The 24,000-nt window shown below is 45.1% G+C and carries 20 protein-coding genes, 1 tRNA gene and 4 pseudogenes; 13 read left to right on the forward strand and 12 right to left on the reverse strand.

What is annotated here, in order from left to right:
- Window positions 1-69: 69 nt before the first annotated feature.
- Window positions 70-330 (reverse strand): annotated as a pseudogene (locus AYY17_RS06255) (transposase); the annotation flags it as partial.
- 50 nt (window positions 331-380) lie between these two features.
- Window positions 381-638, reverse strand: a pseudogene (locus AYY17_RS06260) (Arm DNA-binding domain-containing protein); the annotation flags it as partial.
- A 501-nt stretch (window positions 639-1,139) separates the two neighbouring features.
- Between AYY17_RS06260 and dgt the strand changes: the two are divergent.
- The 9 genes and pseudogenes from dgt (at window position 1,140) to AYY17_RS06300 (ending at window position 8,278) form a co-directional block, all read left to right on the forward strand.
- The gene (gene dgt, locus AYY17_RS06265; protein ID WP_067422286.1) at window positions 1,140-2,111 is read left to right on the forward strand and encodes a dGTP triphosphohydrolase; all 972 of its coding nucleotides are present in this window, start codon (window positions 1,140-1,142) and stop codon (window positions 2,109-2,111) included.
- Window positions 2,086-2,496: a hypothetical protein gene (locus tag AYY17_RS06270; protein ID WP_067422288.1), complete on the forward strand. Its 411-nt coding sequence runs from the start codon at window positions 2,086-2,088 to the stop codon at window positions 2,494-2,496. Before dgt ends, AYY17_RS06270 begins: the two co-directional genes overlap by 26 nt.
- A 46-nt stretch (window positions 2,497-2,542) precedes the next feature.
- Entirely contained in the window at window positions 2,543-2,629 is an 87-nt protein-coding gene (locus AYY17_RS22695; RefSeq protein ID WP_412779011.1) for a hypothetical protein, read from the forward strand.
- A 5-nt stretch (window positions 2,630-2,634) separates the two neighbouring features.
- Window positions 2,635-2,928, forward strand: a complete 294-nt coding sequence (locus AYY17_RS06275) for a hypothetical protein (protein WP_067422291.1) — start codon at window positions 2,635-2,637, stop codon at window positions 2,926-2,928.
- Window positions 2,929-3,581: 653 nt separating this feature from the next.
- Window positions 3,582-3,833 (forward strand): helix-turn-helix domain-containing protein, encoded by a 252-nt coding sequence (locus AYY17_RS06285; RefSeq protein WP_067366163.1) that lies wholly within the window; start codon window positions 3,582-3,584, stop codon window positions 3,831-3,833.
- Window positions 3,834-3,836: 3 nt separating this feature from the next.
- Window positions 3,837-5,147 carry a type II toxin-antitoxin system HipA family toxin gene (locus AYY17_RS06290; RefSeq protein WP_067422295.1) on the forward strand — a complete coding sequence of 437 codons (1,311 nt, stop codon included), beginning with the start codon at window positions 3,837-3,839 and terminating at the stop codon, window positions 5,145-5,147.
- Window positions 5,148-5,254: 107 nt separating this feature from the next.
- Entirely contained in the window at window positions 5,255-5,656 is a 402-nt protein-coding gene (locus AYY17_RS06295) for a DUF1240 domain-containing protein (RefSeq protein WP_202906384.1), read from the forward strand.
- A gap of 943 nt (window positions 5,657-6,599) precedes the next feature.
- Window positions 6,600-6,788 (forward strand): annotated as a pseudogene (locus AYY17_RS22520) (helicase RepA family protein); the annotation flags it as partial.
- Window positions 6,789-7,636: 848 nt separating this feature from the next.
- The gene (locus AYY17_RS06300) at window positions 7,637-8,278 is read left to right on the forward strand and encodes a helix-turn-helix domain-containing protein (protein ID WP_067422297.1); all 642 of its coding nucleotides are present in this window, start codon (window positions 7,637-7,639) and stop codon (window positions 8,276-8,278) included.
- A gap of 42 nt (window positions 8,279-8,320) precedes the next feature.
- Here AYY17_RS06300 and AYY17_RS06305 read toward each other — a convergent pair whose 3' ends face one another.
- The 5 genes from AYY17_RS06305 to AYY17_RS06325 form a co-directional block, all read right to left on the reverse strand.
- Window positions 8,321-8,968, reverse strand: a complete 648-nt coding sequence (locus AYY17_RS06305) for an RES family NAD+ phosphorylase (RefSeq protein ID WP_162271103.1) — start codon at window positions 8,966-8,968, stop codon at window positions 8,321-8,323.
- A 293-nt stretch (window positions 8,969-9,261) separates the two neighbouring features.
- Window positions 9,262-10,521, reverse strand: a complete 1,260-nt coding sequence (locus AYY17_RS06310) for a tyrosine-type recombinase/integrase (RefSeq protein WP_067422301.1) — start codon at window positions 10,519-10,521, stop codon at window positions 9,262-9,264.
- A gap of 450 nt (window positions 10,522-10,971) precedes the next feature.
- Window positions 10,972-11,355, reverse strand: coding sequence for a hypothetical protein (locus tag AYY17_RS06315; RefSeq protein ID WP_067422303.1), 384 nt, complete (start codon window positions 11,353-11,355; stop codon window positions 10,972-10,974).
- A 130-nt stretch (window positions 11,356-11,485) separates the two neighbouring features.
- On the reverse strand, window positions 11,486-11,707 hold the full coding sequence (locus tag AYY17_RS06320; protein ID WP_067422305.1) for a hypothetical protein: 222 nt from the start codon (window positions 11,705-11,707) through the stop codon (window positions 11,486-11,488).
- A 706-nt stretch (window positions 11,708-12,413) separates the two neighbouring features.
- A tRNA-Leu gene (locus tag AYY17_RS06325) sits at window positions 12,414-12,495 on the reverse strand.
- Window positions 12,496-12,904: 409 nt separating this feature from the next.
- On the opposite strand from AYY17_RS06325, the gene ampH reads away from it, so the two are divergent.
- The gene (gene ampH / locus AYY17_RS06330) at window positions 12,905-14,128 is read left to right on the forward strand and encodes a D-alanyl-D-alanine-carboxypeptidase/endopeptidase AmpH (protein WP_067422306.1); all 1,224 of its coding nucleotides are present in this window, start codon (window positions 12,905-12,907) and stop codon (window positions 14,126-14,128) included.
- 22 nt (window positions 14,129-14,150) lie between these two features.
- Here the strand turns inward: ampH and AYY17_RS06335 are convergent, their stop codons facing one another.
- Genes AYY17_RS06335 through AYY17_RS06345 form a run of 3 tightly spaced genes read right to left on the reverse strand, consistent with a single transcriptional unit; the run spans window position 14,151 to window position 17,315 of the window.
- Entirely contained in the window at window positions 14,151-14,954 is an 804-nt protein-coding gene (locus AYY17_RS06335; RefSeq protein ID WP_067422308.1) for a nucleotidyltransferase domain-containing protein, read from the reverse strand.
- 4 nt (window positions 14,955-14,958) lie between these two features.
- Entirely contained in the window at window positions 14,959-16,185 is a 1,227-nt protein-coding gene (locus AYY17_RS06340; RefSeq protein WP_067422310.1) for an RtcB family protein, read from the reverse strand.
- Entirely contained in the window at window positions 16,185-17,315 is a 1,131-nt protein-coding gene (locus AYY17_RS06345) for a slipin family protein (RefSeq protein WP_202906385.1), read from the reverse strand. The genes AYY17_RS06340 and AYY17_RS06345 overlap by 1 nt, the downstream gene beginning before the upstream one ends.
- Before the next feature lie 509 nt (window positions 17,316-17,824).
- Here AYY17_RS06345 and rtcR point away from each other — a divergent pair.
- Window positions 17,825-19,403, forward strand: a pseudogene (gene rtcR / locus AYY17_RS06350) (RNA repair transcriptional activator RtcR).
- 68 nt (window positions 19,404-19,471) lie between these two features.
- Here the strand turns inward: rtcR and lptG are convergent.
- Both lptG and lptF read right to left on the reverse strand, forming a co-directional pair.
- A complete protein-coding gene (gene lptG, locus AYY17_RS06355; protein ID WP_067422314.1) occupies window positions 19,472-20,554 on the reverse strand; it encodes an LPS export ABC transporter permease LptG in 1,083 nt (360 codons plus the stop codon).
- Window positions 20,554-21,657: an LPS export ABC transporter permease LptF gene (gene lptF / locus AYY17_RS06360; RefSeq protein ID WP_067422317.1), complete on the reverse strand. Its 1,104-nt coding sequence runs from the start codon at window positions 21,655-21,657 to the stop codon at window positions 20,554-20,556. The genes lptG and lptF overlap by 1 nt, the downstream gene beginning before the upstream one ends.
- A 284-nt stretch (window positions 21,658-21,941) precedes the next feature.
- Between lptF and pepA the strand changes: the two genes are divergently transcribed.
- Window positions 21,942-23,453 carry a leucyl aminopeptidase gene (pepA, locus tag AYY17_RS06365; protein ID WP_067422319.1) on the forward strand — a complete coding sequence of 504 codons (1,512 nt, stop codon included), beginning with the start codon at window positions 21,942-21,944 and terminating at the stop codon, window positions 23,451-23,453.
- Between the two features lie 88 nt (window positions 23,454-23,541).
- The gene (locus AYY17_RS06370; RefSeq protein ID WP_067366125.1) at window positions 23,542-23,991 is read left to right on the forward strand and encodes a DNA polymerase III subunit chi; all 450 of its coding nucleotides are present in this window, start codon (window positions 23,542-23,544) and stop codon (window positions 23,989-23,991) included.
- Window positions 23,992-24,000: the final 9 nt, after the last annotated feature.

The following is a 24,000-nucleotide window of genomic DNA, read 5'->3' on the forward strand; positions in this document are numbered from 1 at the left end:
CGGTTATGACCGATAAGCCTGCCTGAGTTAATTCCTGAGCGCAGGTCTTTTTCTCGGTCATCACCAGCCCTTTTTTGCGAAAAGCTCCTTCATAGCATGATTTTCCAGACTAACTTCCGCAAACAACCGCTTAAGCCTGGTATTTTCATCCTCAAGTTCTTTAAGCCTTTTAATATCAGCCGCTTCCATACCGCCATATTTTGATTTCCAGTTATAATATGTGGCGTTACTGATCCCGTTCTGACGGCAAATTTCGTCGACCTTCATACCAGAGTCAGCCAGCTTTAAAATACTGACGATCTGCGTTTCGGTAAAACGTGCTTTTTTCATTATGACCTCTGCTGTTTTCAGGGCAGAAAATCTAATTATAGTTGTTTCATTTTAGGGGAAGTGGACAGATCGACACCATTAGCTAACAGCTTACGGGCTTCATCTCGGCGTGCCCGGGCATCTGCCAGCGAGACTTCAGGGTATTTCCCCAGCGCCAGCATCTTCTCTTTGCCGCCGAAGCGATAACGAAGTCGCCAGTATTTAGAACCGTTAGGGTGAACCAGCAATACCATACCGTCACTATCAGTGAGCTTATAGGCTTTTGCTTCCGGCTTAGCCGAACGAACTTTCACATCACTCAGAGCCATGATGAGTATCCTTTCAAGGGTTCTGTGTGGGTACAAACATTATCGAACCGGGATATACCCGCAGATGTACCCACATCAGTAAGTTGATATAGATTGAATCAGGTTGACTTAGGTTGAGTGAAAAAGCGAGGTAAGCCTTGCAGATACTGGATTTTAGATACAAAAAAAGACGTCGATTGACGTCTCTTGATGTTCTTATGGTGCCGAAGGCCGGACTCGCAAGTGCTGATATCTAATTGATTTAATAGAATATAACTATAAGTCACGTAAAAACGACCAAGATATTGACCTTTCAGATAAAATATTTATGTATCCCTTTTCTATACAAGATAACTCTACTTTCTCTATGATAACTATCTATCGACACTACAGTTATTTTTTGTAAAAAGTCTTTAAATTAGTTGTTTATACCAAAATAGGGACCTAATTCATTAGACTACTTACAAAAAAAATCAAGATATACTATAATAGTATAAGATTATTATATTAAAGGTAGCTAATATGAACTGGGAACAATTATTATCACCAAAAAGGTTACGTAATCCAACTACAAGCGCTAAATTCGATTTAGATTGCAATAGAAATCAATATGAAAGTGATTTTGGTCGAGTAATCTTTAGTCCTGCATTACGCAGAATGCATGATAAAACACAAGTTTTTCCATTAAATACAAATGATAATATTCATACAAGGCTGACTCATTCAATGGAAGTTATGTCTGTTGGATATTCACTAGGAATTGGGATCTGCAATCATGCTGATTTCTTAAAAAGAATCAGCTCTCTAAAAGGGTCTTTTAATAAGAATATCTATAGAACCATTCCTGTAATATTAAAAAGCAGCTGTTTATTACACGATATTGGGAATCCCCCTTTTGGTCACTTTGGCGAAACTATAATACAAAATTACTTTCGAGAACTATTTGAAAAAAATAAAACAATATCTAGCGATATGACTTCGGAAGAAAGAAATGATTTTATAAATTTTGACGGTAATGCACAAGGCTTCCGAGTCATAACTAAGCTCCAAGCCTTAAATGATTTACATGGACTAAATTTAACCTCAGCAAGTTTAGCCTCATATTTAAAGTATCCAAATACAAATCCTCCAGATAAAAAAAGAATTGAGACAAAGAAAACAGGTGTTTTTTATTCAGAAAAAAAATACTTAGAGAAAGTATGTAAGGAATGCGGCCTGATAAATGAAGCAGACTTATTTTTGCGTCATCCATTAAGTTATTTAATGGAAGCAGCCGATTCAATTTGCTATTCTGTAATTGATATTGAAGATGCTTTCAAAAAAGGAATAATAACTTTAAATGACATTCTAGAAGAGTTTAATAAAACCAAGTGTAAATTTGAAAAAGAAAACTTTGATTTATCAAACAACTCATTGGAATTAATAAACGAAGCTATTAACTATATAGATAATACAATTAAAAACACAGATGGTGAAAATAAAAAAAATTGTTGACATTAGAACTTATTTAATTGCTATTCTAGTTGACGACGCACTCAATAACTTCGCTAATAACTTAGATCAAATCGAAGCTGGTAATTATAATAAAGAACTACTTGAGGATGGTAGATTAGCACCCTTAACAAAAGCACTACAAAATATAACTTGCTCTATAATCTTCCCATATAGAGAAATTGTTTCTTTGGAACTCGCTGGAGATTCTATATTAAAAGGAATATTCAATTATTATATTGGTTTGTTATTTTATGAACCTAAAGGGTTCGAAGAAGAAGATACCGAAATTGAAAAAATGAAAAGGAAGTATGCAAGCAAGGCCGAATCCATGATATCATCAAGCCTTGTACGTGTTGTAAAAAAAAGAACATGCAGAGGAATATGATTGCAACGAAAATATTCATATCGTTGAATTATCTACATATTTTAAGATAAAGTTAATTGTAGACTATGTTTCTGGAATGACTGATTTATTTGCAATTAATCATTATCAAAAATTAAGTGGGCAGAAAATTTAAATATCATGAAGAAAAACATTATAAAAGCTCATGAAAATGCATTCCATAAATATTTGGTGGATCGATTCCCTGACTTCACCAGCGAAATTATTGATGTATTATTAGAGGAAAAAAATGATGTTTTTCTTTTTAGTGGAATCATTAGAGATTACTTTTTACATAGAGATACGAAACTAGACTTCGATGTAAGAGATCTCGATATTGTAGTGCTTGATATTAACAAGTTCCAAAAAACCATTGGAAATAAAATAGAACATAAAAAAAAATTCATTTGGTGGTTTGAAATTATATTTCAATGAAATTACTATCGATGTTTGGCAAACAAACTCAACATGGGGATTGAATCCTATAAAGGCGAATAAAATGGATTCTAATATAATCAACACTCTACCAGAAACGGTTTTTTTTTAATTGCTCATCTATTTTGTTTGACTTTCAAAATAAAACATTTATAGAGGATAATAATAATTACTTCCAGTCTTTCATTGAAAGTAAAATATTAGATATCGTTCTAGAAGAAAACCCACTTCCAGAACTATGTATTTTGAATGCCATTTATTATACAAATACATATGACTTAAAAATCAGTAAAAAACTAGCTAATTATGTAATGTCTACATTTTCAAAAATAAATAACGAACGATTTATAAAAGCTCAGCACAATCATTTTAATAAAGTTATTTATGAAATAAATCAACTACAGAGAGAAATAGACAAATTGCTTACCAAAATAATTTAATTTATTATTAAAAGAACACATTAAACCGTACTACATAAAATATATCTATATTTAAACACCGTTCTCATAGCTTTATTGATAGAATAAATAATAACATGTCTTTCACTAAAGTATCATTACAGTAAACCATATTGCCTTTACCCCCCATAGCGGCTATTCTAATGTTATCCCCCACAGGGGATATCATTGCAATATCCGCCATAGGGGATAAAAATGAAAGTCACATCACCGGCCGCACTGGCTAATGCAGTCAGAGATCAGCGAAAAATCAGTAAGATGAGTCAGACTCAGACTGCTGAGCTGATTGGTATCAAACAGACAACCGTTTCTGATTTCGAGAACAAACCGGAATCCACTAAGCTGGAAACGTTGTTCAAAATCCTTGCTGCTCTGGACCTAGAGCTTCATGTTACGAAACGAGGCTCAACTCCGGATGAGAAAAAAACATGGAATAAGGAGTGGTAAGGGATGAAAACACAGGCACTGACAGTCGCCATGAACGGCGATGTGGTAGGCACACTGTATCGGGATGGTACGGGTGCTATGTCATTCGAATACACGCCGGAATGGCTGTCTGAGCCCGGTTCCCGAGCTATTTCATTATCATTGCCCCTTCAGCACAACAGAATCAGGGGTAAGGAAGTATTTAATTTCTTCAGTAACCTGCTGCCGGATTCAGAGGTGATTATTGCCAGGATGCAGGCACGGTTCCATGTTGATACAACTCACCCGTTTGATCTGCTGGCAAGTGTCGGGCGTGACTGCGTGGGCGCAATTCAGTTGTATCCGTCGGGCAGTGACATTCCGTCTGTCATGGAAACACGGGCTGAGCCGCTGGATGATCATCAGATTGAAACACTGCTTGATGGCTATCAGACGGCACCTTTAGGGATGGAAGAAGGCGCTGATTTCCGGATTTCTTTAGCCGGAGCTCAGGAAAAAACAGCACTGCTCTGGTATCAGAACTGCTGGCAGCGACCACAAGGCAGTACACCTACCAGTCATATTTTTAAGCTCCCGATTGGGCGGATAGAACAGAATAATATCGACCTGCGGGAAAGCTGCGAAAATGAATGGCTGTGTTTGCGTATAGCCAAAGCATTTGGATTCCCGGCGGCTGATGCTGAATTAGCCGTATTTGGTCAGAAAAAGGTACTGATCGTCAGGCGCTTTGATCGGAAGTGGTCAGAGAATGGCTGGCTGATGCGGTTGCCTCAAGAGGATTTTTGCCAGGCTCTGGGAGTATCTCCGGCACTGAAATATGAGTCACATGGCGGTCCGGGAATAGCGGATGCAATGAATCTGTTGTTGGGCTCCCGCCTTGCCACACAAGACCGTGAATTATTTTTTAAATCACAGATTCTGTTCTGGATGCTGGCTGCAATTGATGGTCACGGGAAGAATTTCAGCCTGTTTATCGAGCCCGAAACATCGTTCCGGATGACACCGCTTTATGATGTGATGTCTGCATTTCCTATTTTTGGCAGCAGGAGTATTCCGCTTAAAAAAGCCAAAATGGCAATGGCGTTATACGGGAAAAATAAGCAGTATAATTTTGCGATGATACAGCCCCGGCATTTTATCAGTACCGCCGCACAAGTCGGATTTCCTCAGGATATTGCCCGTAAACTTATGCTGGAAATGGCCTCTTACACAGGCACGGTGATCTCCACTGTAGCCACAGAGTTACCGGCTGATTTTCCGCAACACATCAGTGGCGCCATTTTCAAAGGGTTATCCGGGCAGGCTGCTAAAATCGTTAAATGGGTGCAAAATTAATCTCGGAGGGTATTGAAATGGGCTACATCGATGAAACGAATATAATTGATTGGGATAAGACCACCATTATTCAGAAACATTTCGTATATTTCTGAGGAGAAATAGCCATGGTTAAAATAGCCCCTATCAAATTACTCCTTTCGTCTGCATTTTTATTTCTTTTGGCGGGCTATGGGATATATGTTTCAATAACTCATTATCTGGACTATTTTTTGATGAAGGATAAAATCGAATTTTCATTCTTAACCGGCCTGTTTGGTTTTGGTTCTCCCCTGATTATCTACTTTGTATATTTTGGATTTATTTTATCACGCGATATAAAACCAACAAAAAGAACAGTAAGCACTGCAAAATATCTGGCAGGAATAGCAATATTCGGCATGATTTTTAGTTTGTTTTTTTTAGCCTACGTCAACGTTAACCTGACATCAAAAGGTTATCTGACTTGTGACAAAAAATCCATATTCGCTCCTAATAAATATGTCCTATCAAAAAATATGTGTAAATAAAGAGTACATGGTTTAATTATTAACCACTTGGCAGTAAAGCAATATCACCTCCGGATAGTCCGGCTATTATATCCACTATGAATATAGTGCATAAAATATACTGATGAAGAATGAATATAATGAAAACAGGCAGATTGTTCATATCGTTATTGATGCTATATCCGAAGATACTACCCTTTAAATAATTTCTCGGTATAGATACAGATTCCATCTGAATACGCTAATTCTGAATTCTTAATACAAATCCCCATCCCAAAAAACTCAATCACCCGATCTACTCCGGAAACCTTCAAAACCCCAAATACAGTTGCTGATACAAATCATTAGCCACCTAATTCCGGGTATTTCCTGGCTTTGCGGCAACGTTGCCTTTTTTAGCCATTTTCATGAAACGTAAACCCGCTTGAACCCGTCATCCGTTACCCCTACGTTTATACGCGTAAAACCTGCTGTCAGTGACAGCCGCCAATGTTTCAATATCAATAAGATATATACCCAACGTCATTCAAGTTGCAGGCAGGCGGCAAGCTCCGACCGCCGGGGAGCATACTGGTATGTGACCCGGCGGGTATCGTTCCGCCAACGAACCTGCTGTTTGAATGAATAAGGGTATAAGTGACCTGCAAGAAACGCCTTCGGGTGGCCGCAATACTCTTCCGTAATCCGGAAGAAACACCGTTAAAACCGAATCTCAGTGTCTGATATGTGCAGTTGACTGCGCTTTGCTATGCCTCAAGGGCATCTGCAAGCGCCTGTCCTGCTGCGCAGTGTTTAAGGCGTCACTTTTACGCCGCCGCACAGACTACTCTCAGCCCCTGAGATACACCGCTTACACAATCCGTCATGCCTCTGACACCACAGTCAGCGTCTGATAAATCACCGGAAAGGAGACCACAACCACACTGAACCGATACCGGGAACGGGCTGCTCAGCCCGTGGGGATATCCGCTCACGGACAGCCAAAGGCGAAAGCTGCACCCGTGCGGTACTGCGTGACGATATGAAAGCAATGGGATTTGATGTCTCCAAAAAGTTTTCCCGCTGGCTGGATAAGCTGGAAAAAGACAATCTGATCACATTGCGTGGCGAGGAAATTATCCCGCTGCCGTATCAGACCAAAGTGGGGGACTAAACGGGGGAATGGTGGGGGAAGCCATCCGGAGCACCATAAAAACCGGTGTTTTCCCCACTTCGCAGTTATATATAGAACCTAAGTGGGGGCGATGCTGTAATTTCATAATAAACATGCAGTTACGTTAAATTCCAAAAATGAGGTGGGGGAAGAAGTGGCACCCAGCTATGTGGGGGGCGAAGTGGGGGACGTTCTCACGTTTTTTCCCTGGCAGGCGCAGTTAAAACCTCGCTGATTTACAGACAACGCGTCAGTGCCGGTCATCTCAAATTTATAGTTGAGCCAGATATTTTTGATTGAAATTTTTCAGTGCCTGGGTATTTTATATTAGATTCGTAACGTAGCCGTACTAATCACCATGGATGAGATAATATTGATCGATACCATTTTTTTTTATTTATAAGCGCATTGATTTTCTGGCAATTATTGTTTTTTCTCTGCTTGCACTTTGGCTTTCATCCATTTCATCAGGACGAATTTTAAGGCTTGCATTATTTTTGTTAGCGATACTAATTATTACCCCTTATATTTTTGCCGCTGCTTATGTATTACTTATAATGTCCGTAAGCCTGATGTTTGCATATAACTAAAAATATACACACATCAATATTGCGCTTCTGATAGTTTATCTGCCGCTCTACCGCATCCCGTAACCACATAGCTACTTAGTCGTGCTGTATCCAATCTATCTACCCACACTAACAAATTTGCGCTCAGTCAGGTACCTGACAAAAACGATCACATCCGAAGGTTGTTTTTTATGCATGCATTTGACGATTTATAAATCATGATTTACTATAAACGTAAATCACCCCGCTTTGTCACATGCGGAAAAATGGGAGGATCGTATGCATACGCACAGTGCTGAAAGAGAAAGAAAAAAACCGGCTGTTTCATTTCATGCAAATGAGGTGCTGGCAAGCCGCGTCAGTCATCTTGTTTCATCCCTTTTTGCTGATTTTGACGATAAATCTCTGGTATCTGAAATCATGGTACTGGAAGACCTTGAGTTGCTGGTTTACGTTGTAAATGCTTATCTGCAAAAGAAAACGCGGATGAATGATCGCGAAATGGAGATGTTCAAAGCCAGAATTCAGGCTACAGTCAGATTTTATCAGAAGCTGGATAAGCTGGGCGGTACTGTAAAAGCGAAAGAGGTCAGTGAGTTGCTGGGAGTGACACGGCAAACCGTTAATAATCATGTTAACAAAGGCAAGCTGATTGCAGTACGTCGTGGCGGTGATTATCTGTTCCCTGTCTTTCAGTTTAAGGGGTCAGAAATGCTCCCTCATCTGGACGATATTCTGCTGTGTCTGCCGCCGGAAACGGATGCAACGGCACGGGTTTCATTCCTGACCAACCCGGTTCGAGTTGATAATAAAAATCCTGTAAAAACACCGCTTGAGATCCTCAGTGACAATCCTTCCGATGAAAAAATAGCACTGTTACGCCGCGAGGCTACACTTTTCGCCAATCAGATGGCATCATAAAAGGGTTCACCGGCCCAGACAGACCGGTGAACCATAACAGCATTAAAGCGTCACATCGAAGTGCAGTATTTTCACCAGCATCTCCTCTGCCGTGATGTCCTTATAAGGCCAGCCGACAGGCAGAAACTGATGCTCTGTATACTTACTGAGTGATTCACACGCCAGGGTTTTAAACAACTTTCCCTCTTCCGGTTCAAACACTGCGAGGCACATCCCCGCAAGATAGTGGCGGCTTGCATAACGGATACCATGGAAATCCCGCTCCGGATCATTTGCCAGACAACCCGTGATAGCCTGCGTCAGTGTGTAGTCAACACCGGTCAGTTGATCCGCTGTCAAATGCAACATAGACGCAAGAGTCGCCATATCAACCAATCGCAGCGGGAATACCGGATGCAACGTGTACATCTGAGCAATCTCCAGACTGCTGCCGGATATCGCAAAATGCCCGCGACCATGGTGATACATCCTGCCATAACTTTCTGCCAGTGCTGTCAGGCTGTTCTCTGCGAAATAGCATACCCCGGTATTACCGGACAGATCGTTATAGCGCCCCATATCATCCGGTTTTGTTGGTTTCCCGTAATGTTCCGCTGACGGATAGTGTTTTCCCTGAAAGCGCTTCACATCCAGATCAAAACCTAAAACAGGTAATTTCCCATTATGGCAAAGCTGGGTCAGTTGTTCCAAAACGACGAGATATCTTCCATCACAAATAATTCCTATATATTTAATATCCTTACTAAATAACGAATGATAGCGATATGCTTCACCCTTCCTGAAAGTTCAGTTCATATTTCTGTATGTGAACTGCCGATCCTGCCCATAAGCAGGAGCGGCAATCGTTGCACATTTGTTAAATCAGGTTAAGGTTTTTATTGTTATTCTTTGAATTGGATATGAAAAATAGTCTGAACAGAGTCAAAACTAAAAGATGATATACAGTACCGGCCATCTAAAAACAGCCGGTACTGTGTTAAATATTATCCGATCTCAAACTCATACGGCACCACAAACTCCCGGCTGACTGCATCCAGGTAATCACCCCACCATTGCATTATCAGTTTTCGTTCCACAATGTGTTCGGCTTTGTGAATATAGGCGGCGCGGACGGCATTGCGCTCCTGGTGGCTCATCTGCCGCTCTATCGCATCCCGTGACCATTTTCCTGATTCAATCAGTGCGCTGCACGCCATGGTGCGAAAACCATGACCGCACAGCTCCTTAGCAGTGTCGTATCCCATCGTCCGCAGGGCATTGTTCACCGTGTTCTCACTCATCGGTTTTATCAGGCTATGGTCGCCCGGGAAGAGCAGCTCGCCCTCTCCGCTTATTGTCCTGATTTCTGCCAGAACGGCCAGTGTCTGGCGCGACAGCGGCACAATATGCTCTGACTGCATTTTTGCACCACGATAGGAGAATTTCACACCGGGAATCGGCGTACGCTCTGCCGGAATTATCCAGATGGCGCGTTCTGTGTCGAATTCAGACCAGCGGGCAAGACGGATTTCACTGGAGCGCGAAAACGTCAGCAGCGTAAACTGTATCGCCAGTTTGGTTAACCGGCGGCCGTTGTAATAATCCAGCTTTGTCAGCAGCTCCGGCAGCCGTTCCAGCCGCAGCGCCGGGCGGTGGGTCACACGCGGCGGCATCAGTGCTCCGGCCATGTCCTTCGCAGGATTGCGATCAATCACGCCGCACTGAACCGCATATCCCATGATATCCGTGATCCGCTGCTTCAGCCGCGAGGCCAGCTCCAGACGATCATTCGCCTCTACAATCCGCAGCGGTACCAGTAAATCTTTGGTTTTCAGTTCCGCAACATGCCGCTGACCTATCGCCGGGAGAATATGCTTTTCCATATCGCGCCAGATACGGTTAGCGTGCGTCTCTGACCAGCGCCGCCGTCTGAGCATCTGCTGCGACCATTCTCGCGCCATTTTCTCAAAGGTATTCAGCGCATCCTCTTCGGCTTCCTTCTCCGCGATACGCTTCTGCTTCGGGTGAATACCATCCAGTATCATCAGACGGGCTTCATCGCGTTTATCACGGGCGCGTGACAGTGAAACCAGCGGATATGCGCCGAATGCTATCCGGCTCTCTTTGCCGTTGTATGCAAACTTAAAATACCAGCGCTTTGTACCAACCGGATTTACCTGAAGATAAAGGCCGTACTCGTCGGCCAGTTTGTACATCTTTTTACCAGGTTTTGCGTTCCTTGCTGCCATGTCACTTAATGCCATAAGTCCGGGTCACTCCTTTGTCGAATTGGTTTATCGCATCGTGACTTTTACGTACTCCGGGAACAACAAAGAAATATATTCACAAAGTTGAACATTTTAATAAGCAGGTGACATAGGGGTTCATCACTGTGTGGACAACCAAAAACAGTGCAGAATAACGAAACAGGCTGAATTGCCGGTTGGTATAATTTGAGGGGAAAATTTAATTCGTTGTTTTTATTTGAAAAGATAAATAGTGATATTTTTTATCGGGGTATACAGGTGGCGGTATATATCTAGGTGAGATATACATGTGATTTATTGGTACTGACTTACCCCTCACTGCATTACTCTGCCATGAGGGTATAACGAGTGAACTACGATAAGAGTAATGAAAATATGAAGTTTATTTAAAATATTTCTTTTATGAACATCACCGGAACCACCTGATACACAGGTGGCCAGCTAATATTACCAATTTATATTAAAGATGTATCCTTCCAGCACAAGGGTAATAATTACAATAAATAATACAACCATTCCGCCAACTCCGAATGTCTTAAATCTACATTTCTGCCCACACTTAAATATAAAAAAGAAGAAACCAGTTTGGTTTTTATTCGCTAATGCATAGGCTAACTCAATAAAAGAAGATATGTGTATTAAAATAATGGAAATACTTATCAATATTGCAGATGATATTATAGAAAGAGAAAGATTCTTCCCATGTCCATTTAATTTCGCCCAGAATTTACTGGCAGAATCAACCTCCCTGGCAACATTAAGAATATCCTGAGGAATTAGCCCATTGACTTTTCCATTTAATGAAAAAATTATCACTGCCAATACACCCATTAATAACCATCTTATAACATCAACACGTTCGGCTTCCTTGTTAGTAAATAAAATTAATAATCCAATAAATGCTAATACGGGTGACGTTACAGCTCCCCATGTTAATACAGAATATACTTGTTCATAATAACTAAAAAAAAAGCCATGCTAAGAGACTGACTATGAATATTACTGCAACGGCACTGCCTACAACGATAGGATTGCCATCACTATCTGTTGATTTTTTGTGATTATTATTGATGGTTTTGTTAATTACTTGGGTGTTTTGAATATTGTAGCCACCACTGTTACTCTGAACAACGTTAATATTATCTGTGTTATTCTTGATGTTTATATCTGCAAATCTTCCCATATTTTTCTATTCCATCTAAGTGGATGACAATAATGAAATACATTTATGCCGTACTAATTATACGAAACACATACCTGTGATGTTACCTTCGATATTAAATAAACACAAAGCATGCCTATTTTTACAAAACAATCAATGAGTTAAAAATAATAAAATGATTAGAACACTAAAAAATCACTCATTAACTACCTTTATTAGTAGTCAATCTGGTAACTCATTTTTAGTGAATATAATCTATTAAGGATATCGGAACAATAAATTAAAAGCTCATCAGAGCTAATAATCTAGCTGTATATCTTTATGCATCCATGTAACCTGTTTTCTACTCTGAGTTCAATGTCACCAACGCTTCATGCCACTGGTTCCGGATGTTACTTGGCTAGCATGACTATATATCCCCAAAGTTTTTAATCCGTATGGACGAAAATATCTAAAAGTAGATGGTTCTTTTTACCTGAATATTTATAACACCAACACCGGGTCAAAAAACCGCGTCGCAAAGTTGACCCCGTCAAAACCGTTTTTTTGCCCGGATGACGCCCGGACAGCAACAGACCTACCGAAGCGCGTTACACGAACCGGTAATTGGAAATTAAAATGTTATTTTACATAAACTTACAAACAAGAAAGGCGGCTAAAAACAGCCGGATAGCGAATTTCAGGCACAAAAAAAGCCACCTCGCGGTAGCTTGATTTCACTTAAGAATGCCGAAGGCCGGAATCGAACCGGCACGCCCTAAAGCGGTTGATTTTGAATCAACTGCGTCTACCAATTCCGCCACTCCGGCACTGAAGTGTGTTCTCGATAACGGCGTTATTATACGTGTGGTGCCGGGAGGTGCAAGAATTATCATCTCACCGGTCTGTTGAGTGATTAAAAATCCATCATTTCAGTAGGATGATACTTTATTTTACATCTGCCAAATTTCTGCCCGTTTTTAGCTCTGTGAGTTATTGTCGTTTTATTTATGGAGATTCGTCCCCGGATGAATAGACATCAATACAATTGCTTATATAATCACCCCCGGCTCCTGATAAATGTGAGGTAGGTATGGGCTTTGCCGGCTGGATTGCAATGGGTATCTTTATTGGTATCGCTATTGGTATTTTGTTACGTGTCTTCAAAAAATAACTGACTTACATTGATTCTCATATTCTTATGTTTTTATGCTTGCACGGAAGGCTTGTTAAATCATCATGAGTAAATTACACCGTCATATTGTGCGTCTGCTGCCTTTTTCATTACTGGCCATTGCGCTCTCCGCCTGTTCCTCACAGCCTGCGAAGCAAGCCGTTTCGCCCGCAGAACGCCCGCCTCTGGACTGGTCCATTATTGATAACAGTACAACACCCCTGAAGCTGGCACCGCAACTTGTAGATGAAGCCGGAGAGAAAATTTTCTCAGAAACAGATGCCCGCGGTATGTTTATGGTGGTGATTGATAACAACGAAATTTTTCACCGCAGCTATGGTGAGACCCGTCCGGGAAATGGTGTCAAACCACGGACAGATTCGCTGATCCGTATTGCATCCGTCAGTAAACTGATGACCAGCGAAGTGCTGGTAAAAATGGCGGATGACGGGCTGGTGAATCTGAACGATCCGCTGCAAAAATACACTTACGGGCAGACAAAAGTGCCGGCTTATAACGGCAAGCCAATCCGCCTGTTTCATCTGGCGAGTCACACCAGTATTCTGCCGCGCGAGCAGCCCGGCGGGAAATGGGGACGTCCGGTGTTTACCTGGCCAAGCCGCGATCAGCGCTGGACATGGCTGAAAACAACAAAACTGACTGCCCAGCCGGGAACAGAAGCTGCTTATTCCAATATTGCGTATGACTTACTGGCAGATGCACTCGAAAAAGCCGGAAAACGCCCTTATCCTGAGCTGTTCAGACAATATGTGACACAGCCTGCGGGTATGAAAGATACGACTTACAATCCGTCTTCCGCTCAGTGTAAGCGCCTGATGGTCGGTTTCAAACCAAGTGATTGTTACAGCACACTGGCAGCAGTCGGCAGTGGCGGGGTTTACTCTACACCGGCTGATATGCAGAAATGGATGCAGGGATTTCTCTCATCCGGACGTTCAGCACGCAAAGCAACGGCTTCCAAAGAACAGACTATCTATTTCAAACGCGGCCATCTTAATGAAATAAAAGGGATGGATGTTGCAGGTAGTGCAGATGGTCTGGGGCTTGGTTGGGTGTATCTGGCACCTGTCGGGGATATCCCGGCTATTTACCAGAAAACCGGTGGCGGTGGTGGCTTTAATACCTATATGGCTATGATCCCGGAGAAAAATGTCGGTATCTTTGTGGTAATGACCCGTAAAGACGGCAGTAAATTCAGCCCGTTACCGAATGGTGTCAATGATTTGGTACGCTCTCTGGCGGATTTACATACCCGTGATTTTCTGTAATACCTGAGTAAAAATGCCCGCTTCAGCAGCGGGCATGTTCCAGTACCGTTTTCATTAAAAAAGCATCAAGCGGCACGCTGTCACGATGCGATGATTTACCCGGAGAGTGTTCCGCGGTTTCTGCCAGCACATCCTGTATCAGTTTATCGATAGCCGGACGCCGTGCACCATACAAACTTTCACCGGCTGATTTCTTCAGAGTCACAAGCGCGTTAATTTCATCACGGACTGTATCGTCAGTTACTGTGCCATCCACCAGCGTTTCAAATGCCATCGGCGGCAGCCCTTTGCCGGCGGCTATCCAGCGTAGTGCCATTACCGGTCGCAATACATAAAAATACTTTTTCAGCCGGACCTGCTCTGCCAGTAAATGCTCTTGCGTGTTGCGTTTTGCCATCGAAAGATAGTGCCAGCGCGCTTTATGTGAGGAATAAAACTGTGCTGCCAGCTCCGTTATTTCCCTGGTGAATGTTTCATCCTGATAATATATTACCGGAGAGCTGAGCCACTCAATCAGTGCGGGGTTAGAGTTTCTCAGCAGTTTCAGTGCTTTGGATAACTCCCAGCCCGCCACATCCAGTTCATCATCTATCGGTTTTTCTATGACATCCCGCTTGCGATCAAGTGCGAGATACCAATCCGGCTGATGCACATAGATAAAACGCACATCATAATCACTGTCCGGTGAGGCAAATCCCCATCCGCGACTACCTGATTCACAGGCGTACAACACTTTCACATGATGTGTTTTCTCTATCTCTGCCAATGTTTTTTTTATCCGCTCCCGCATTACGGCGCAAACGGCTTCATCATCTTTATCCGTCATTTTTCTATCCTTTCACACACACTACCTGACGCAGTGTATGAACAATTTCAACCAGGGATGACTGTGCGGCCATCACAGCATCAATATCTTTGTAAGCCATCGGGATCTCATCGATCACATCACTGTCTTTACGGCATTCCACATGGGCGGTGGCCTGTTTCTGGTCTGCGACTGAGAAGCGTTTTTTTGCCTCGGTACGGCTCATTACACGACCCGCTCCGTGGCTGCATGAGCAGAAACTCTCTTCATTTCCCAACCCGCGCACAATATAGCTTTTGGCACCCATAGAGCCCGGGATAATTCCCATCTGCCCTTTACGGGCGGATACCGCCCCTTTACGTGTAACCAGGATTTCCTCACCGAAATGCTGTTCTTTCTGCACATAGTTATGATGGCAATTCACCGCTTCCTGCTGTGTGGTAAAAGGCCTGGTGATTTCACGGGACAAGGCTTCCAGCACCCGGTGCATCATCACTTCCCGGTTATGGCGGGCAAAATCCTGTGCCCAGCCGACTGCTTCCATATAATCATTAAAATACACACTTCCCTCTTCAAAATACGCAAGATCACGATCCGGCAGATTGGCAATATGTGTCTGCATATCTTTCTGTGCCAGCGAGATAAACAAGTTTCCGATAGCATTACCGACCCCGCGCGAACCGCTGTGTAACATCACCCACACGAAACTGCTTTCATCCAGGCACAGTTCAATAAAATGATTCCCTGTGCCGAGTGTTCCCAGATGCTTATAGTTATTGGTATTACGTAACGCAGGATATTTATCGCAGATACGTTTAAACCCGGCATCCAGATGCATCCAGTGGCTGTCCACAATGTCCGGTGTATCACGCCAGCTTCCTTTATCCCGTCCGTGACGCTGAGTGGTTCGTCCGTGAGGAACCGCCGCTTCAATGGCAAAACGGATATTTTGCAGATTGTCCGGCAGATCGGTTGCCGTCAGTGATGTTTTCACTGCAATCATTCCGCAACCGATATCCACCCCGACAGCTGCCGGGATAATCGCACCTTTGGTCGGGATCACGCTGCCGATAGTTGATCCTTTCCCGACATGCACATCCGGCATCACGGCAAGATGCTTAAAAATAAACGGCATTTTTGCGGTGTTCTGCAACTGAATAACCGCTTTCGGATCCACCGGAACACCATTGGTCCACAATTTTACCGGCGCACTGTTTTCCTGAATTAATTCATTGAAACCATTACTGAACATTATTGAACATCCTTAATTTTTACCAATCCGTTCATTACCTGATCCAGTCCGCCGTAAACAGAAATCTGATCGATACGATGTGCGATACTTTCCAGCATTTCCAGCTCTTTCAGCCGTAATGCCACCGGGTTATTTTCCATCACTTTCGCCGTATTGAGCAGCGAGCGTGTCGCAGCAGTCTCTTCACGACGACGGATAACATTGGCCTGAGCTGATTTTTCAGCTTCAACGACCTGCGATAAAATAGTGCGCATTTCGCCCGGTAAAATAATATCTTTCACCCCGGCAGACGCAACTTCCAGCCCGAACGGAATGGTTGAATCTGCTATCTGTGCAAGCACCAGCTCATCAATTAACCGCTTGTTTTCCAACAATTCATCCAGAGTCCGGGTACCGACAACTTCGCGCAGCGCAAACTGTAATTCACGATAGAGATGCTCTGCCGGCTTACTCAGCTGTGAAAATGCCTGTAAAATATCGGTATAGCGCCAGTTAGCGGATAAGTTAATCCGCAATGTCACTTTATCGCGGGTCAGAATTTCCTGACCACCGACGTCCAGTGATTGCAAACGGGTGTCGATCACATCTGCTTCCGGCTTATGGTCCGTACACCAGTAACCGTAAGTGCCGGGTGCCAGCAATGAATCCACTTCGCCGTCAATTTTCAGTACGCCCGTATGCCATGCCGGGATCTGAACGATCAGCACAAGTTCTGATCCCTTTACTTTCTGTTTTCCGCGGGTCAGGCGGGATAATAATGTGTCATCCACTCTAATATTTCCGGTTACCTGAGTCTCCGCCCGCAAGCTGTTACCCTTCTTCCAGTACAGACGACGACCGCCGGATGGTAAAATTTCTGTCAATGTATCATGCAGATACAAAAAGCCTGTTTCATCATCTGCCGGACAGAGATCAACACAATATTCAGTTACCCATTGCGGATGATACTCGCGCAAGTGCTCCGCCAGTTTTGTATCGATCGGCGCGGCCCCCGGTTCAAAAGTTGTCACTGTCAGTTTATTGAACCAGTCATTAAGACGGTGCTCTCCTGCCGGTAAAATAGCCTGAAAATTCCCGTTTTTTTCAACTAATGCGATTGTTCCCTGGGCAATTGTTATTTTTTTCATTATTTTTCCTTTTCATTTTATGAGCCACGACCGGACACAAATACAGTATCGCGGGGGAAACCACAGAGGACCGGAGGCTGTCTGTCGTTCTGCCCGCCACCCGGTATGACAGCCGGGCCGTGGTGTGCGGCTCTGCGTTCAGCCGCGTGAAAACTGCTTTATGTTTACTGCATAAGGAGGTGATTCAGGATTCGAACCTGATAAAGCCATATCACCGGGAACTGCGCGGACAAAACGGAATACAGATAATGAAACGGCATTGCCGCCACCTCTGCACCGGTCGGGCGTAAAGCCCAGACAATTTCTGTCAGTGCGGTACAGGTAATATTGCGATAAGCGTGCCAGTTTTATAAATTTCAAAAATATTTTTATAACATATTGATATTTAACATATATTTATTTTTGTGATTTTATCCGTGCCATTGGGATATAAAATGACTTATGCTTATTACTATCCTGTAATATCGTGTTTTATCCTGAAAAATAAATTCCGGTGATTGTGAAAATCAATAATGAAAAAGAAAGTTGTGATAGGGGTTCTGGGTACGGTCTTAGACCGGCGGGGAAAAAGAGCTAACCGCTGGAATAAGTGGCGGCCGAGTGTCGGATTGTGCCAGCAGCCGGATCTGAATATTGATCGCTTTGAACTTATTTATCAGGCCGATAATTTACAGACAGCGGAACGGGTAAAAGAGGATATCGGGCAGGTATCATCACAAACAGAAGTGATGCTGCATAAGGTCAATATTGCCGACCCGTGGGACTTTGAACAGGTTTATACCGCGCTCCGGGATTTCGCCGCACACTATCCGTTCGATACAGAAAATGAAGAGTATCTGGTGCATATCACCACCGGGACGCATGTGGTTCAGATTTGCTGGTTCCTGCTGACTGAAGCCAGTTATCTGCCCGCCCGGCTTATTCAGACCGCCCCCCGCCATGAATCGGGAGATACCGGCCCCGGGGGTGTGTATACCATTATTGACCTCGACCTCCGTCGCTATACACAGATAACAGGGCGCTTTCAGAAAGAGCAACAAGCTCAGGTCGCTTTCCTGAAGTCCGGTATCGCCACCCGTAATGCCGCGTTCAACAAGACAATCGATAAAATTGAACGCGTTGCCCTGCGCTCTGCCGCACCGGTTCTGCTGACCGGACCGACAGGTGCCGGGAAATCATTTCTCGCAAAACGGATATATGAGCTGCGCCGTAACCGTCATCAGGTAAAAGGTCGCTTTGTGGAAGTCAATTGTGCCACACTGCGCGGCGACAACGCGATGTCCGCACTGTTCGGTCATGTAAAAGGGGCATTTACCGGGGCTATTCAGGCGCGCGGTGGATTACTGAAAGAGGCTGACGGCGGGATACTGTTTCTCGATGAAATAGCTGAACTGGGAGCCGATGAGCAGGCCATGCTGCTCAAAGCCATTGAAGAAAAACGTTTTTTTCCCTTACGGATCTGACTATGAGACAGAAAGTGATTTTGCCCTGATAGCAGGAACTCACCGTAATCTGGCACAAAGGGTCAGTGAAGGGCATTTCCGGGAAGATTTATACGCCCGTATCAATATGTGGACATTTACCCTGCCCGGATTGGCACATCGGCGGGAAGATATCGAGCCGAATGTCGATTATGAGCTGGCAAAATACAGCCGTGATCAGCAAACAAGCGTCCGCTTTGATAGCGATGCCCGGCAAATTTATCTGGCTTTTTCCTGTTCACCGCAGGCTCTGTGGCGCGGTAATTTTCGTGAACTGGGAGCATCTGTCACCCGCATGGCGACCTTTGCAGAAAGCGGACGAATTACAACGGCGCTGGTGCAGGAAGAGATTGAGAGACTGGAAAGTCAGTGGGAAGGTCTTCAGGAAAACAGCAATCTGCCCGCCGGGATAGGCGACATTGATCTGTTCGACCGCCGGCAGCTGGAAACCGTGATTGCGGTCTGCCGCCGCTCCCGGACATTGTCAGATGCCGGACGCGCTCTGTTTGCTGTCTCCCGTCAGCAGAAGAAGCAACCTAATGATGCTGACCGGCTGCGTAAATACCTCGCCCGGTTTAATCTCGACTGGGAACAGATAACAAATAACTGAAACAACAACGCCGGTCAGTAAATCCTGACCGGCGTTGTTTTATTGCTGTTGCGCAATGACAGATCCCGTTACTTACGTTTAATCAGTAAATACAGGCTGATCGCCAGGAACAGCAGGCTCGGCAGCAATGCACCGAGGAACGGCGGGAATTTATAGGTCAGGCTCAGGGAGCCGAAAATCTCGTTGGAGACATAGAACACAAACCCGCAGGCGATCCCCGTGACAATCCGCACCCCCATCGGCACCGAACGCAGCGGCCCGAAGATAAATGACAGTGCCATCAGCATCATCACCGCCACAGAGAGCGGCGCGAAGACTTTTTTCCACAGACTAAGCTGATAACGCCCGGCATCCTGCCCGCTCTGCTGCAAATAACTCACATACTGATATAACCCGCTGATTGACAGTGCTTCCGGGTCCAGCGCCGCCACATTGAGTTTTTCCGGGGTCAGTTTTGTCTGCCAGACCATGGATAACCGCTGCTCACCGGTAATGACATACGTGTCTTTCAGTACTGATTCCCGGATTTGGTTCAGTGTCCAGGTATTGGTGGCACTGTCATAGCCTGCGCTCGCGGCATTCATAACAGAGCTGAGTTTGTGTTCATCATTCATCCGGTACAGTGTGATGCCATTAAGCTGGTTTTCACTGTCCACACGCTGAATATAGATAAAATCATTACCGTCTTTTGCCCACATTCCTTTTTTGGTTGCCAGCAATGACGCGCCGCTTGTCTTCTGAGCACGGTAGTTTCGCGCCCATTGCTCACCGGACGGAGCCAGCCATTCTCCGACCACCATCGTGAGGATCACGAGCGGAATAGCCGTTTTCATCACTGAGCTGGCTACCTGTAAACGGCTGTAGCCGGATGCCTGCATTACGACCAGCTCACTGCGTGATGCCAGTGCGCCCAGCCCCATCAGCGCGCCCAGCAGCGCCGCCATCGGGAAGAAAATCTGAATATCCTTCGGGATACTCATAATGGTATAAAGCCCGGCATCCAGGGTAGAATACTCTCCCTGTCCGACTTTACGCAGCTGATCGACAAACTTGATTATCCCGGACAACGACACCAGCATGAACAGCGTCATCATAATAGATTGCAGGATAGTCCGCCCGATGTAGCGGTCAAGCACAAGCACTTTAAACATCAGGCAACTCCCTGAGAACGTGTGAAGCTAAAACGCAGACGGCGTACCGGTGTGGTGTTCCACAGGTTCAGTGCCACCGCCAGTGCCAGATAGCTGATATTCACCATCCACGGCCAGAGAGCCGGGTCCAGCTTGCCTTTCTCACCGCTTGAGCGCAGCGAACTCTGTAATAAAAAGAAAATAAGATACAGTAACATTGCGGGCAACATACTCAGTACCCGTCCCTGACGCGGGTTCACCTCAGACAGAGGAACCACCATCAGAGCCATCACAACGACAGATACGATAAGTGTCAGACGCCAGTGAAATTCTGCGCGGGCGGCATTATCATTTTCCGACCACAGTTCAAATAAGGTCATCTGCTGATAGTTACTGTCACCCACTTTTGCACTGCGGTGGTCAACAATCGCCTGATAATCAGAAAAATCGGTGATACGGAAATCCCGCAGGAATGCCGTACCTTCATAGCGGGTGCCTTTATCGAGTGTAACCACCTGATTACCGTTGGCTTTCTCAGTCATGTGTCCGCTTTCGGCAATCACAATTGACGGGCGTTGCTCATCTTTTGCCCAGAGTTGGGCAATAAAGACATCTTTGAATTCGCTGCCGTTCACATCCCCCAGATAGAGCACCATACTGCCGTCATTGGAGGTTTTAAATTGTCCGCCTACCATCGCGGTCACGCCGGGGTTAGCTTTTACTTCAGCCAGAACCTGTTCCTGATACTGAGATGACCACGGAATAAGCCAGACAACATTGACTGCCGCCACAACTGCGGTAAAGAATGCCAGGATCATCGCAGCTTTTATCAGCACGTTATTACCCAGTCCGCAGGCATGCATCACGGTAATTTCACTTTCGGTATACAGCTTGCTGTAGGTCATCAGCAGCCCGAGGAAAAGACTCAGCGGCAAAATAAGCTGCGCCATCTCCGGGATACCTAATCCCAGTAATGACAGCACGAGTCCGGGCGGAATGCTTCCTTCAACAGCAGCACCCAATACTTCAACCAGTTTCTGACAAAAGAAGATCAACAACAGGATAAACAGAATCGCAATCTGTGCCTTGAGTGTTTCTCTCACTAGATATCTAATAATGATCACGCTTAATACGCCTGTGAAAACTTGTGTTTTTGCATGAAAATAGCTAACTTCGTTCTGTGTTGACTATTTTTGTGCATTATTTGCCGGCCTGAGGGTAATTCTGGTATCAAACCACTCTTTTTTTCCTTCCGGTCAGGAAAGAAAGGGAATATTAGTGCTGTTCAGGACTCATAAAGTGCGCACGTAGCTTATCATAAACTGTTTATAATCGATGGTGCAGATTAGTGCGAACGCTACATTTTAGCGACAGCAGATGTCTTTGTCTTTAAGATTCAGGAGAGCGCATGGAGTTTAGTGTAAAAAGCGGCAGTCCGGAAAAGCAACGCAGTGCTTGTATTGTGGTCGGCATTTTCGAACCGCGTCGTCTGTCCCCGGTTGTGGAACAGCTCGATAAAATCAGCGACGGCTACATCAGTGCTCTGCTGCGCCGCGGCGAGCTGGAGGGCAAGGTCGGGCAGTCTCTGCTTCTGCACCATGTCCCGAATGTCCTGTCCGAGCGCATCCTGTTAATCGGCTGCGGAAAAGAACGCGAGCTGGATGAGCGCCAGTACAAACAGATTATTCAGAAAACCATCAGCACCCTGAACGAAACCGGGTCGATGGAAGCGGTCTGTTTTTTGACTGAGTTGCATGTCAAAGGACGCAACAATTACTGGAAAGTAAGACAAGCTGTTGAAACAGCAAAAGAATCTCTCTATGTCTTTGATCAGCTGAAAAGCAATAAAACCGAATTACGCCGCCCGCTGCGTAAACTGGTCTTCAATGTCCCTACCCGCCGCGAACTGCCTGCCGGTGAGAAAGCGATCAGCCATGGTCTGGCCATTTCTGCCGGTATCAAAGCGGCAAAAGATCTGGCGAATATGCCGCCGAACATCTGTAACGCGGCTTACCTCGCGTCGCAGGCGCGCCAGCTGGCAGACAATCACTCATCTGTCCTCAGCACCCGGGTTATCGGTGAAGAGCAGATGAAAGAGCTGGGAATGCTGGCGTATCTGGCGGTCGGCCAGGGGTCACGCAATGAATCACTGATGTCGGTGATTGAGTATAAAGGTAATCCGGATCCGGAAGCACGACCGATTGTATTAGTCGGAAAAGGGCTGACGTTCGACTCCGGCGGTATTTCTATCAAACCAGCCGATGGCATGGATGAGATGAAATATGACATGTGCGGCGCGGCAACTGTCTACGGCGTAATGCGGATGGTGGCTGAACTGAGTCTGCCGCTCAATGTGGTCGGGATCCTGGCGGGATGTGAAAACATGCCGGGCAGCAATGCCTATCGTCCGGGGGATATCCTCACCACCATGTCAGGTCAGACTGTCGAAGTGCTTAATACGGATGCAGAAGGCCGCCTGGTGCTGTGTGATGCGCTGACTTACGTGGAGCGTTTCGAGCCGGAAACCGTGATTGATATCGCGACCCTGACCGGTGCCTGTATGGTCGCACTGGGTAACCATTTCAGTGGTCTGATGGCAAATCACAATCCGCTGGCGCACGAGTTGCTGAATGCGTCTGAACAAGCCGGTGACCGCGCATGGCGGCTGCCGCTGGCAGATGAGTTCTACGAGCAAATCGAGTCGAACTTTGCGGATCTTGCCAATACCGGCGGGCGTCTGGGTGGCGCGATTACCGCAGGTTGCTTCCTGTCACGCTTTACAACGCGCTATAATTGGGCGCACCTGGATATTGCCGGTACGGCATGGCGTTCAGGAAAAAATAAAGGCGCAACAGGTCGTCCGGTTGCACTGCTGGCACAATTCCTGTTAAATCGTGCGGGTATCAGCACCGACGACTGACCGGTATTGCAGGACAAATCCGGATAAATAAAGGTAACGGGGATTGTGATAGTATTGTGCAATCCCCTTTTCTGCTATCAGAGATATTATGAAAAACGCCACCTTCTATCAGATGGAACAGCCATCCCCCTTTGATGACCTTGAAGCCCATGAGTGGCTGACGTGTCAGTTGGCGGGAGAGGCATGGCGCAACGGGAAACGGGTGCTTATCGCCTGTGAATCGCAACAACAGGCTGAAAAACTCGACGAAGCCCTCTGGGCGCGCGAGCCGGATGCATTTGTTCCCCATAATTTAGCAGGTGAAGGGCCGCGTTATGGTGCGCCTGTTGAACTGTGCTGGCCGCAGAAGCGCGGAAATTCGCCGCGTGATTTACTGATTACATTACTGCCGCAGTTCACAGATTTTGCGACAACCTTCCGGGAAGTGATAGACTTTGTGCCTATCGACGAACAATTGAAACAGTTGGCGCGCGAGCGATATAAAATCTATCGCAGCGTCGGCTTTACCCTAACAATGGCCACGCCGCCAACCTACTGATAAACAAAG

Source organism: Morganella psychrotolerans, assembly GCF_001676055.1.
GTDB lineage: Bacteria > Pseudomonadota > Gammaproteobacteria > Enterobacterales > Enterobacteriaceae > Morganella > Morganella psychrotolerans_B.